The organism is Sphingobacterium sp. UBA6317, from assembly GCF_002440385.1.
Taxonomy (GTDB): domain Bacteria; phylum Bacteroidota; class Bacteroidia; order Sphingobacteriales; family Sphingobacteriaceae; genus Sphingobacterium; species Sphingobacterium multivorum.
In genome coordinates, this window is the sequence record NZ_DJTD01000046.1 from 403,669 (window position 1) to 416,501 (window position 12,833).

Consider the following 12,833-nt stretch of genomic DNA (forward strand, 5'->3'; position numbering starts at 1 on the left):
CGAATTAATTATTGAAAGCAGTAGCATTAATCTCGGTGACGACCGATTTATCGTTATATTTTGACGGACATTTCATCAATATCTTACTTGCCCTAAACACATTCCCGTCCATTTTTCCTGTCAATACAATCTGCTCTGAACGTTCAATATCTTGAGGTTTGGCACCTCTAAAAATCACTTCACATTCTGTACCTTCGTTGTCGCGCATGAAAAACGAAAATTTGTTGGCGTCAGTTTTGGGATCATAATGAAGTGCTTTGTCTTTATTCAATTGACCTACCACATATAGTTCGGTTTTCTTTTCTTTAGCTTCGGTAAATGTCGAATAGGTACTTGAATCGGTATAGATAACAAGTATCATGGCAATTGCGACAGCAATGATAGCGATTAGAATAATTGAACTTTTTTTCATTTGTATTTACTTATTTTATAAGTGTTTGATCTCATCGTATAAATGAGCTCGTTTCACCCGGTTTGTTTTTTCTTAACGATGAATAGCTATTCCAATCTGCCAGATATCCTCCTGTTTTTTCAGAAGGATTATTACCCAAATCTGACAACGTTGTGCTCACTAAAATCCCAAATTGATTACATTTGAGACCTAATCGAATGCAAAATTACAAATAGATTCGCTAAGAAAGGAATAATGCAACTTTTCCATATTATTTATATCTATTCTAAATAGTTTGAATTAATTGGAAAAATAAGCTAGATTCGAATGCTTTTGAATAATTTGAAGTGAAATTTGCTGTTTTGGTTCTAATGATATCGTATGAATTTTACAATTTCCTGTTAATATGAGTGTTGCTTTGCGATTTTTAGGCCTCTTTTGGGCTGTTATAGTTCCCTGTTTTTTTGTTTTTGGACAGGTGAAATTCCGTAATCAGGAAATTGCTGTTCAAAATGACAATGACGTCTATCTCCTGACCGGTCAGGACCGCTATTATACAAATGGTATCAATATAAACTATAGGATTGCGTTGCCGGGGAAACTGGATAAACAGTCTTCACATACGGTATTGGATTTTGAAATAGGCCAGCGTATTTATAACGGTATCAGTATCATTGACTATAGACGGCAGGAAAAAAAATACGATAGACCGTTTGCAGGTTACCTTTATTTTAGTGCAGGAGTAACGCGGTTTTTACCGCAGGATCAGGTTGTTGAATTCAAGACCGAATTGGCGCAGATCGGTCCTAAATCCTACGGTGAAGAAGCGCAGAAGTTTATCCATCATCTATTTGGTATGTATGAGGCAACAGGTTGGGATACGCAGCTTGGAAATTCCTTCGGTATTGATTTAAGTGCAACCTATAAAAAAGGACTATATCGCAGTCAAAACCAGCAATTTGATGTGGGAATTATCGGTGAAGGGACCATTGGACTGAATAATACCAATCTGGGAATTGCGGTCCCGCTCCGGTTGGGCAAGCTGAAATCCTATCAGGCATCCACCTTTACACATGGGCATTTGACACAAGGAAGAGCAGACAATGATAAAGAATGGTATTTTATCTATCAACCAAGCATGTCCCGTATTTTTTACAGCGCAACCGTAGAGGGCGGGAGAGATCAAAATGATCCCATGGGTAAGCTATACATTATTGAGCCTTGGATGCTTAGTCATCGCATTGGTTTCAATTGGTCGAACCACAAGATCAATTACGGTATCAATTATATCTTCAATTCGAAAGAGCTCAAATCGGTGTTTCACCGGCATCAATATGGCGAGCTGTTTTTTGCGTACCGCTTTTGATCAGCCAGCCATAAGTAGGACCTACATGGATCCGCTTGATAGGATCTTCGTTGGTCCAGCGTTCAAATGTTTGTCGTTTGGAGATTGTTTAACCTGGGTTTTCGGGAATAGGGTCAGCCAGTTTTTGCCCGATCAATCTGGTGGTGAGCATAGCGGCCACGGTATCTCCAGTAGCATTGAGCATTGTTGCCAGGGGATCGACGAGGGTTGCTATGATCATAATGGAAGGGATCACCTCCGTTGGCATCTGATAAACCGATATGATCAGCATTTCTCCGATGTAGCCACCATTAGGAATACCTCCGGCTACGATGCTCACCAGTAACGTAATGCCAACCGCCATAATCAGATTGGCTGGATCAAAAAATTCCTTTCCGCTTAATAAAAGTGCGATATAGATTTTAAAGATACAGGCGATCGCGGATCCATGCTTGTGCAATGTTGTGCCTAGGGGAATGACGACACTAGCGACGCTGTCCGGGATTCCAATTTGCTTGGCTGCAAGTAAGTTGGCTGGCATGGTGGCGAGACTACTGCAGCTGCTCAATGCGGTCAAGGAAGGCAATATATTGTTTTGCCAGTAACGTTTAATTCCCTTTAGTCCGAATGCAAAAAAAGCGAATAAACTGAATACCGTGAAAAAATAGAAGATTCCAAAAAAGTAATATAGACCGATAGGTTTGGCATAAAAACCAAAAAGCTGAGGGCCTAATGTTCCAACCTGATAGGCAAAATATGCTCCCAAACCAATGGGCGCGAGGTTCATGACCATCACGAGCAGATTTCCCATCACAACATTGCCCGAGTTTATAAATTTACGGAAGGTCTCTGCAGATGCGCCTGATTTGCGCGTAGCAATGCCAACGAGGAACGAAAAGATGACAAAGGCCAGCATATTTTGTCGTGATAATAAACTTGAAAATTCGCTAACGGTTAAAAAGCGGACCATTTTTTCACCCCAAGAATCATGAACAACTGTTTCCATGATCTTGTTTGTTTGTTCAATAGGCAGTGGAGCATCTACTGGAAAGAGGTAAAGGAAGCAGATGCTTGACAGTCCGGCGACGACAATACCCAGTACAAATACGAACGACATCATGCCGATGATCCTTCCCAGTACACTGTCGCCATTGATATTCGCAACAGATGAGGATATGGCAAAAAACACCAATGGTATGACGCTGACAAAGAGGAGGTTTAGGAAAATGTCACCGATCGGTTTAAGATTGTTGACGATATGCGGAAAGAAGATGCCGATCAAACTTCCAATACTGATCCCAAGGAGTAGAAGTAAGATACTGCCGTAATTCTGCACAAAAGTTTTTGTAGCGTATTTCATAGGTGTATGATTAGTTATTTCAAAAGGAGTTCATTCACATGGAAGAACTGCTTAAATTGTCTTTGTATTTGGTCACATGGAGAATATCCAATGCTGTTGTATTGCTTGCGCTTGTTAGGTTTGGATATTTCATTAGGTTTTGTGAATGTTTCTTATTTAGATTGCTAAAATACTGTTTTTCTCGAATAGGTCTATTAAAACGAGCTGAATTTATGCGTGTTTGTTCATTTTTGTTTTACCTTGCTGAAAAAATCCGCTTTTGTCGACTGGACTTTTTTTATTGAAAGCATTTTTTTTATAGCGGTACCCATGCCTACTATACGCTCGGTATTGATATGCTTTTTCATTTGGAAGTCGATGTACTGGTCAATTGGTTGACATCACCTTTAGTCTACGCTGAAAGATGGTCGGGCTTGCTAAAACCGTGAGGATTTTGATACGGGCATTGGCTTTTTTATCTTTGGACAGTAGCAATGATATGCATCATGGGCAGGGAGTAGGCCATTCGTTTTGGCGTCGTTTCTTTGTTTGGACTCCATGTGTAAAAATTAGAACTTAACGTATTTGTATAAAAATGGAATTTGTAACGACAGGAGATGGTTCGAAAACTTTGTTTAATGCTGAAATAGGAGAATGTTATCATTCGAAACACGGTGCGGTACAGGAAAGTAGGCATGTTTTTATAAAAACGGGGCTTGACCACTATGTACAAACGACAGGAGCCGCCGACGTTGGTATCTTGGAGGTTGGCTTTGGTACCGGTTTGAATTTTCTACAAACAGCCGACTTTCTTAGGGATAAATCTTTTCAGGTGGAATACGTCGGAATTGAAGGATTTCCCCTGCCTTTGTCTACTATTGCTGCAACGGGCTATGATGCGACGGTACACCCAACTGTTTGGACAAGTTATTTGAATGCATACGAGCTGGCTTTGACGGGAAACGTGCAGATTAACGAACAATTAAAACTTCATATTGATCATACCTTGTTGATGAATTTTCAATCGGACCGCTTATTTGACGTCGTTTATTTTGATGCCTTTGCTGCTGTGCATCAGCCTGAGATGTGGAATGATGCTGCCTTGGGGCATATTGCACAGTTTCTTAAACCGGGTGGTGTTTTTGTGACTTATGCGATTACCGGGAACCTCAAACGCAGTATGAAAGCATTGGGATTTTCGATAGAAAAGGCTCCCGGAGCACCAGGGAAGCGAGAAATGCTTCGTGCCACAAAGTTGTAGCGGATGATTCTTTTATAATAGCATCGGAAAGAGTTAATCATACGGATCAACATACATGACGAAAGAAATAACTACATGACGATGCCACAGATTCATTGCTAAGCAGAGTGATACAAAGCTTACACAGGTTAAAAAGCTTACATTTAGGGAATTGGAAGAGTACGAATCTAAGGGAAATTTTGTTACCTAGTGGTAAGAAAAGGCCTGTTGCGAAAAAAAACGATCTATTTTCGTCCATGAGTAATGCTGTTAAATCCAATCGATTTTATTAGGCATTGTGATAACATCAGCTTTTGAGAGTTGCACATCTTAATTAATAAACGCACCGACTATTGCAGCTGGATGAAAGCTTTTGTTATTTAATAACAGATGTTTATGGCGATGAAATCCATAATATTCGATGTTCATACCAACAAGTACGGTTTTTGCATCTTTATAGTTTACATCAAATGATAGCTGTTCTAATTCAACCATTTTGGGTCCCGTATGCAGGTTGATGGGGATCTGGGGGCTATGGATATGAATATATTGTTGCTGCTCAAAGTTGAGCATGACAATAAAGAGGTTAAAGATGAGCAGGTCGCAATTTTTTGGCTGCCGTATGTCCTTTTGTTTATCAAATTTTGGAAACTGGATTGTAAGTTGCTTATTGTCCAATAATTGGATCTGTGGATCGAAATGCATAAAGTCCTGCATATGGCATTTTTCATTGAATTGAAAATTGACCAAACGGTTTATCTTATTGCTGCGTATAGATTTTTCTTTGGATATATGTCCGCTAGGGCCGTTCACTCGCTGCAACTGAGTTACTAAGCGATTGTGCATATTGCTATCATAAAAACCCATGTGTACTTCTGCCATCGTCCGTCGTATGTAAGCGCCAATCGCACTGCTCACTCCAAAGCTTACGGAGGCGGCTTTTGTCCCTTTGGTTTGTTTTGGTTTCCGTCCTACTTTCGTCTGGACAATTGTTTTTTCATTCGATTGTCGAAAGACCACGTTCCCAACTAAGCCTTTCAGAGTTCCATTTTCTATCGTTGCCATATTGTAAATATATGTATTTAAATAACTTAAAAACAAATAGTTGTTTGTTTTTAATAGATTTAAAATTGGGCTTTGCCTCTGATTTTAATTATGGCAATCGTTGTCAAAGGCCAATTATTAAACTCATAATGAAAACGTATTTCATTCGCTACGGAATGATATGTTTGATTTGGAATTCATTCCAATCTTCTTTGGAAAACATTCGTCATAGCGTCGGATTGCTAGCATACTGCAAGCACCATGAGTCCGTGGTGAGTCCGAGTGAAACCCGGAAATGAGGAGGTAACAGTATGGTCGGGGCATGCATCTATCTGCTTCCTGGTACGAATAAGGGCGGAAATTGCTTCGAAGTGACTCAAACGGATGGTCAAATCGGTTGGTTAACTCGGACTTCGTTCTGTTAATATATGCATATATATCTTTTAATTTTCAAAATGTATATTATAATATTCAATTTGTTTGGAATATAGATACAAATTATTTTATGCTTTTCTAAATTTTTGTTTAGAGTTTACATGTGCGATAACCTATTCTGTGCTCAGCACGCTGATGTAATTATCGATGTAGTGCAGTTTGTCTTTGGATTTATATTGTTGTATATAGCGTGGGTGGTCTAGGACGGTCATTTTTCCAAACAACTTTTCTTCTTTGTTGATCTTAGCGAGAAAGGTTGCATTTTTCTTTCCGAGCACAAAGACCTCCTCCGTCGCTAAGCCCATAGCGATGTGTTGTTTCAATGAATCAAGCATAAAAGGGCTGACCATGTCGAAAAGTGTTTTATCATCATAGTAGTTTGCATTGATCCAATTGTTGGGTTTCGTTTCTCGGACAATCGCCAGGGGAAAGGGTGAATTGATATAAAATTGTTTATAGAAAATATCGGGGCCACCATAGGCTTCAATCATATCGTACATAAACACTGAAGATATTTCATGCGTATGCGCAGAAAGCATCTCTATGCCACATGCACTGGCTAATCTTTTGGTATCCGTAAAAGGAACTCCCGTTACTCCTGCACCGTGTCTGCTTGGATTGATACCGATAATGAATTTTCTTGTTAGATTATCATTATAATATTTATGGTAGAACTGTTCCATCACGACCAATGTTTCGGGGTTGTCAAGGTAGGGGTTAATTACATTGAATGCTGGGGGAAGACTTCCCTGATAATGAAGATGTTTATTGAATAAAACTACTTTTTCCGCAAATGTTAGCATCGTTCGTGTGTTTAAAAACAAGATACGGTTTTTAAATAAGCAAAAAACAAAGCCGGGTGTCATCTGACATCCGGCTTTGTTTTTTAGTATCTTGAGTCAGGATTAGTGACCTTGCGTACCGTCTACACCATGCGAGTGTCCGTGAGACAACTCTTCTTCAGTAGCAGGACGTACAGTTAAGATTTCAATATCGAAATTTAATGTTTTACCAGCCATTGGGTGGTTTAAGTCAGCAACAACTACTTCTGGAGTAACCTCAGCTACGACAGCGCGGAATTGGTTTCCTTGATTGTCTTGTAAAGGCAATACTTCTCCTACTGGAGGTAAACCTGTTTCTTTGAACATATCTACTGGCAATTGTGCGAATGCTCTGTCGTCTTTTTGACCGTAAGCATCATCCGGTGCCAATTCAAATGAAATCTTATCACCAACGTTTAAGTCTGCGATGTTTTCTTCAAATTTAGGTAACATCATACCTACACCATATAAGAAATCTAAAGGTTGTTCTGCAGTTGTTTCTTCAACGAAAACTTTTTCACCGTTTTCTACTGTGTGAAGTCTGTACGTCAATGCTACGACGTCGTTTGCTTTTATAGCCATCTGATTTTGATTTTTGGAAGCCGAGGCTACCGTTTATTAAATATAATTTATTAACGCTTGTATTGAATCCTGTGGTAGACTGCAGGTCTTGTTTTTACAAAGATATGCTTTTGTCTCCTTTCCGACTCTATGTTCTAGCAATGGAAGATTTTCTTCCGTACCGCCAAGAACAATTTTGTTAGGAATATAATATTTGCCGAGTTCATTTTTGAAAGCCATCGCTTTATCCCCCGTCAATGCAATTTCATTGATTCCATATATTTCTTCTAGCAATAATATTGCCCAATTTGAATAGGCCGAACCATAAGTCTTGATTTGCGGGAATACATTCGCTAGCAATTGGTCTGTAATGGCGATGTAATTTTCATTGTCAAAAAGTAAACCTAATCGTTTCAATTGGCGAACCATTGTCGAGGAAGAGGACGGGATTACGTTATCCAAAATTTCGCTTTTCCGTGCGATAAGTTCCTCCGCCGCTGTCGACGTATAGTAGAATGTTTTTTGTGATCCATCGTAAAACAATGCAATGGCCTCATCGGCAAGCTGTCTTGCTTTTGTGAGCCAATTGAGGTCAAATGTCGCTTCATATAAGGCTATAAAGGCTTCAATAGTGAATGCATAGTCATCCAGGAAGCCTGCGATCGCTCTGTTGTTATCTTTTGGTTGGTGCAATAACTGGAGGTCGTCTTGAATAAGGTGTGTACAGATAAACTGGGCATTGTTTAAAGCGAGTTCGAGAAAATGGCTGTTCCCAAGACTGTGATAAGCATCTATTAGTCCTTTTAGAAATAAAGCATTCCAGGTGGTCAGCTGCTTATGGTCGAGTCCCGGACGGATCCGTTGTTCACGATAGTTGTATAATTTTTTCTTTGAAATTTTTAGAAAATCTGCCCATTCGTCAGCTGACATATTGACCTTTGTTGCTAACTGGTCTGCATTAATGGCGCAAATAGGAATGTTGGTTTTCTGCTCCTCCCAGTTGCCGACTTCGGTTATGTTAAAATATTGCCCGAGTAGGGGGGCATCATCGCCCAATACCTCGTCAAATTCAGCTTTGGAGAAGGAATAGTATTTCCCTTCAATGCCCTCGCTATCGGCATCTAAAGCGCTATAGAAACCATGGTTTGGAGCAAGCATTTCACGCTCGGCCCAAGTAATCGTTTCTTCGATAATCCGTTTATAGAATGGATCCCGACTTTGTTGATAAGCTTCGGCATACAGGGACAGTAGCTGGCCATTGTCATAAAGCATTTTTTCGAAGTGGGGAATATGCCAATAATGGTCCACCGAATAGCGGGCAAAGCCACCTCCGATCTGGTCATATATACCACCAGATGCTATCTTTTTTAATGTAAAATGGACATGATCTAAGATCTCCCGATCGTCGGCAAGTACGCCATATTTTAGGAAGAATAACCAATTGTTTGGTAGCGGAAATTTGGGCGCTCTTTGATAACCACCTTCTTTTTTATCGAACATCTCGGTCCAAGGGGCAACAATTTCATTTAAATTTTCAATCGTGTATTGATCGGGGATGGGATGGATGGGGAGTTTCTCGGCCCGTTGAATGCCATTGTTTAGCTTTTCGGCATAGTCAAACGCGACTTCGGGTTTCTCCGCCCACATTTGTGCAATTTGCAATAAGATATTCTGCCAGTCGTGCGGTTTGAAATAGGTACCACCGTAAATAGGTCTCCCATCGGGCAGGCAGATACAATTCAATGGCCAGCCCCCGGCATTGGTCATCAGTTGCACCGCAAGCATATACACTTGATCAATATCGGGGCGTTCTTCGCGGTCAATTTTGATCGATACGAAAAACGTATTCATGGTTTGGGCGATGGCTGAGTTTTCAAAACTTTCACGCTCCATCACATGGCACCAATGGCAAGCCGAGTAGCCAATGCTTACGATGATCAGTTTATTTTCGTCTTTTGCTTTTTTTAAAGCTTCCGGCCCCCAGGGCATCCAATCTACTGGATTGTGAGCGTGCTGTTTAAGGTAGGGTGAGTTTTCAAATTGCAATTGATTCGCCATAGGACGAAGGTAGTGAAAAAGTAATTATTAACGAGGCTGTTGTATTGATTATCCGTTTTTTAGCGTATTGTAAAGAGGAAGGTTATTCTTTTTTTAATAGGGGACTGACTCCTTTTTCAGGATTTGACAAGAAGAAAGGGCTAATTGAACGTTTGATCAGTTTTCTTTATGAAAGTAATCCTTACTTCCGTGAACCAAAGGGACTGAAAGAATTTAAGGGAAAATTTGATCCCTGCAGGGTTGAGAAATTTGTGGTGTATTCACATGATTTGGATTTGATTTCAGTGCCTTTGGTGATTGATAGGGCACTGAAATCAAATGTGGGCAAGTGATAAGCTGATCTTATCTGAAGATAAGTTTGTTCTTTGATCGGATTTTAATCAATTATTTGCACAAGATCGGCACAATTGCCGCTGAGCATCTGAAAGGTGAAACCGGTATCGAGCTTGATCTCTGCGCAGGATGAGGTGCGTAAATAGGCCGCTTTTCGGGTCAGGTATTCCACTAGATCAGTCAGCGTTGGATTGTGTCCAAAGAGTAGTACATGATTGATATGATCCGGAATAGCATTTATAATGGATAGCAAATGCTTGTACGTACATTCATAAATTGTTTCTTCAATTTGGATATCAAAAGAAGAAGAGCCCATGACATCTAGAAAAATACGTGTTGTCTGGAGTGCGCGATTGGCTGGCGAACTGATCACGATACTGTTTTCATCTAAAGTCAATTTTGCCGATAGCTTAGCCGCTACTTGTTTGGCGTGTTGTATACCGTCGGATGTGAGTGCGCGATCAAAATCGTTTATGCCCGGAATAGTTTCAGCTTTGGCATGTCGGATGATATAAAGTTTTTTACTGTTGTCCATGATTAAAATTTTTGATTCTTATACAATATAAATAATAACGTTTGTTGTACCGGTTCATTGTGTTTGGGTAATGAGCAGGCTTGCGTATGAATACAAATAATAATACAGGAAGTTTTGAAAAGTATATACTCTATGAATAGTTTTTTACCTCAAGTGATACGTTCACTATCGTGTCAAAGCTAAACCATTGTGTTTTTTTAATGCTTAGAATGGCAAAGCGAAAGTCTTGATTAAAAAGCGAAAATCGTTGTTTTACTTTGATAAAATTATGCTAATTTCGCAGCGAAAAACAATAACTTGTTTTATATAGCTATTTGCCGTAAGCTTATTTTATTTATTGAAAAACATCGTTAGCCAAGTCGCGTTTTTTTGTTTCTACCGTTTGATTTTTACTTATGATTCGTAATTTTTTGATGCTTCTTTATGGAAGTATTTTCCTAGTGGCTTGCAGTCGTTCGGAGGATTTTTTTGCGGGGGACGTTGAGTCTCCTATTTGGACTGTTGATCCCATTGATTCGGTTACTTTTGATAGTGATGAAGGTTTGGTCAATATTCATACTGTTGCTGATGCTAATTTTAAGGGGCTAAAAAATGCCACTGATTTTATAGATATTTCGGGAATAAATGCCAGTTATTGTCATCCAGATGTTCTTTATTTTCCAAATAAACTGAACGGATACAAATATTGGATGGTTTTTACACCTTATTTTGGCGCAGTTGGAACTAACCAGAATTCAAAGAAATTTGAAAATCCAAGTGTTGTTGTATCAAATGATGGCCTTGATTGGGTAAATCCGCCGGGCTTGAACAATCCAATTATCAATGCACCCTTTCCGACAGAAAGTTTCGGAGAAAACAAGGTTGACCCGATTCAGGGATTTTGGTCTGATGTCGATTGGATCTATTTAAATAATCAGTTTTATCTTTATTATAGGGGTAGTTTTATCACGGCTCAATCTTTGAAAGGCAAATGTGTGTTAAGTAATACCAATTTTGATCGACTGAAACAAAACGCTCATCGCACTATTGTACAACAAACATCTACAGATGGTATAAAGTGGTCGAATCTGAACGTCGCCTTTACCAGTAATCCTCCGTTTACTCCCAAAGATGATCATCTATTGTCTCCCTCTTTTATTCATGACGGAAGTGAGTTTTTGAGTTATGAAATTGAGCTGAATTTTAATTCGAAAAATTTTAAAGGGAAGGATCCTTCTTATGTGGTTCGCAGAACATCTGCCGATGGGATTAATTTTACAGGGTTTCGCGACAGCAAAATAGTTAATTTCTTTAATAAACCCTGGCTGAAGGAAGGTAGTGGTAATTCGCCATGGCATATTCAGGCAACATATGCTGACGGTTATTATTTTCTATGTATTGCTGTTGGTGAAGTGAAAAGATACACGGCAGAGCTATTGTATGTGGCTTATTCGAAAGATGGATTAAATTTCAAAGTATTACCGAAGCCTCTGTTGAAAAATAATGCCTATCGAAGTTCGATCTTTCCAATGGGGAGTACTGAGTCTCTCCTCAAGATGGGAGCTATGATCGGGAATAAATCAGGGGAATTCCGATACCGGGAATTTACGTTAAACAAAGATAGGATCGAAAAATCTTTAAATTGATTTCGGTATTTGATATATAATTCGTCTTGCTATTTTTGTATATTGAATGTCAATGATGGAAAAAAATGGTAGTACGAAGGGGACTTTTCCCGTCGCTGTGTCGGTAATCATACCGGTATACAATGTCGAAAAATACTTAGATGAGACAATCCAAAGTGTACTTGACCAGGAATTACAAGATTTTGAAATTATTCTTGTCAATGATGGTAGTACAGATTCTTCTGCTGCAATATGCCAAAAATATGCATCCTTAGATCCGAGAATTTACTTTTTCGATCAGGACAATGCTGGTGTTTCCGTTGCGAGAAACAATGGTTTGAGTCGTGCGCGAGGAGAGTATGTCTATTTTTTGGATTCTGATGATACGATTGCGCGTGAATTTTTATTGAGGGCATTTACGATTGCTCACAGTTCCGATGCTGATATTATTGTGTTGGGTGAGTATTTTACGCGCGCGCTTCCTTCGCCAACTGCTTTGCCCACCTGTGGGCAGATGATTAAAAGAGATTTTTTGATTAGCCATGCGGATATCAGATTCCCTGTTGGTATTCAACCTTGTGAAGATGGACTATTTTCACATCGTTTGTTAGCGCTGACAGCTAAGCTAGCAGCTTATCATGAGGCCACTTACTTTTATAGAGCGCATGACAATCAGAATCATATTAAAATTCATGATAATTGTTGGCAGGTCTTACACCAGATTCCACAATGGTTGGATATTTTGAAACAATTTTATCAGTCGTATTCGCTCTTGCCTGAAAAGGCATTGCATTTGGCTAAGTTTCTAGAGCATGAACCTTTTTATCTCAGATATACTGAAATGCCTTTAGACGCTGATCAGAAGAAATATTTATTTGATTTAATACGATCTTTCTTTGCTGAAAATATTGCGGCTTATCTTAAGCCAGAACAAAAGAAGTCGTTGGGTAAACCATTTTTATTTTTTTTGAATACAACGACTTATTTGGCATTTGACTCATTTTACGTGAAATATCAGAAAAATCGTGCACGAAAGAAGAAGATATATCTGCTGCTGAGCAAACTAATATTGGTTTCCCCAATTAAAAAAAAAGTAAGACATTATTTACGTAATTATTATTAGTTCG

The 12,833-nt window shown here is 39.2% G+C and carries 12 protein-coding genes; 5 read left to right on the forward strand and 7 right to left on the reverse strand.

The window, feature by feature from the left end; translation table 11 throughout:
- Window positions 1-4: 4 nt before the first annotated feature.
- Window positions 5-412 carry a cytochrome c maturation protein CcmE gene (locus B3E92_RS16675; RefSeq protein ID WP_070560728.1) on the reverse strand — a complete coding sequence of 136 codons (408 nt, stop codon included), beginning with the start codon at window positions 410-412 and terminating at the stop codon, window positions 5-7.
- A gap of 385 nt (window positions 413-797) precedes the next feature.
- On the opposite strand from B3E92_RS16675, the gene B3E92_RS16680 reads away from it, so the two are divergent.
- Window positions 798-1,757, forward strand: a complete 960-nt coding sequence (locus B3E92_RS16680) for a lipid A deacylase LpxR family protein (protein ID WP_070560726.1) — start codon at window positions 798-800, stop codon at window positions 1,755-1,757.
- Between the two features lie 88 nt (window positions 1,758-1,845).
- Here B3E92_RS16680 and B3E92_RS16685 read toward each other — a convergent pair whose 3' ends face one another.
- Complete coding sequence (locus tag B3E92_RS16685; RefSeq protein ID WP_070560724.1) at window positions 1,846-3,096, reverse strand: dicarboxylate/amino acid:cation symporter; 1,251 nt, start codon at window positions 3,094-3,096, stop codon at window positions 1,846-1,848.
- Between the two features lie 574 nt (window positions 3,097-3,670).
- Here B3E92_RS16685 and mnmD point away from each other — a divergent pair.
- Window positions 3,671-4,336: a tRNA (5-methylaminomethyl-2-thiouridine)(34)-methyltransferase MnmD gene (gene mnmD / locus B3E92_RS16690; RefSeq protein ID WP_070560722.1), complete on the forward strand. Its 666-nt coding sequence runs from the start codon at window positions 3,671-3,673 to the stop codon at window positions 4,334-4,336.
- A gap of 309 nt (window positions 4,337-4,645) precedes the next feature.
- On the opposite strand, the gene B3E92_RS16695 is transcribed toward mnmD, so the two are convergent.
- The 4 genes from B3E92_RS16695 to B3E92_RS16710 all read right to left on the reverse strand — a co-directional run bounded on the left by B3E92_RS16695 (window position 4,646) and on the right by B3E92_RS16710 (window position 9,234).
- Complete coding sequence (locus B3E92_RS16695) at window positions 4,646-5,380, reverse strand: hypothetical protein (protein WP_070560720.1); 735 nt, start codon at window positions 5,378-5,380, stop codon at window positions 4,646-4,648.
- A gap of 527 nt (window positions 5,381-5,907) precedes the next feature.
- Complete coding sequence (locus tag B3E92_RS16700; protein ID WP_070560718.1) at window positions 5,908-6,597, reverse strand: SMUG2 DNA glycosylase family protein; 690 nt, start codon at window positions 6,595-6,597, stop codon at window positions 5,908-5,910.
- A gap of 102 nt (window positions 6,598-6,699) precedes the next feature.
- Window positions 6,700-7,197, reverse strand: a complete 498-nt coding sequence (locus tag B3E92_RS16705) for an FKBP-type peptidyl-prolyl cis-trans isomerase (RefSeq protein WP_046672788.1) — start codon at window positions 7,195-7,197, stop codon at window positions 6,700-6,702.
- A 36-nt stretch (window positions 7,198-7,233) separates the two neighbouring features.
- Window positions 7,234-9,234 (reverse strand): thioredoxin domain-containing protein, encoded by a 2,001-nt coding sequence (locus B3E92_RS16710; RefSeq protein ID WP_159333432.1) that lies wholly within the window; start codon window positions 9,232-9,234, stop codon window positions 7,234-7,236.
- Between the two features lie 44 nt (window positions 9,235-9,278).
- Here B3E92_RS16710 and B3E92_RS16715 point away from each other — a divergent pair, with 44 nt between their 5' ends.
- On the forward strand, window positions 9,279-9,566 hold the full coding sequence (locus tag B3E92_RS16715; protein ID WP_286833884.1) for a phosphatidylglycerol lysyltransferase domain-containing protein: 288 nt from the start codon (window positions 9,279-9,281) through the stop codon (window positions 9,564-9,566).
- A 44-nt stretch (window positions 9,567-9,610) separates the two neighbouring features.
- On the opposite strand, the gene B3E92_RS16720 is transcribed toward B3E92_RS16715, so the two are convergent.
- Window positions 9,611-10,102 carry a SixA phosphatase family protein gene (locus B3E92_RS16720; RefSeq protein WP_286727835.1) on the reverse strand — a complete coding sequence of 164 codons (492 nt, stop codon included), beginning with the start codon at window positions 10,100-10,102 and terminating at the stop codon, window positions 9,611-9,613.
- A gap of 395 nt (window positions 10,103-10,497) precedes the next feature.
- Here B3E92_RS16720 and B3E92_RS16725 point away from each other — a divergent pair, with 395 nt between their 5' ends.
- Window positions 10,498-11,727, forward strand: a complete 1,230-nt coding sequence (locus tag B3E92_RS16725; RefSeq protein WP_286897584.1) for a hypothetical protein — start codon at window positions 10,498-10,500, stop codon at window positions 11,725-11,727.
- 52 nt (window positions 11,728-11,779) lie between these two features.
- Window positions 11,780-12,829 (forward strand): glycosyltransferase family 2 protein, encoded by a 1,050-nt coding sequence (locus B3E92_RS16730; protein ID WP_286897585.1) that lies wholly within the window; start codon window positions 11,780-11,782, stop codon window positions 12,827-12,829.
- Window positions 12,830-12,833: the final 4 nt, after the last annotated feature.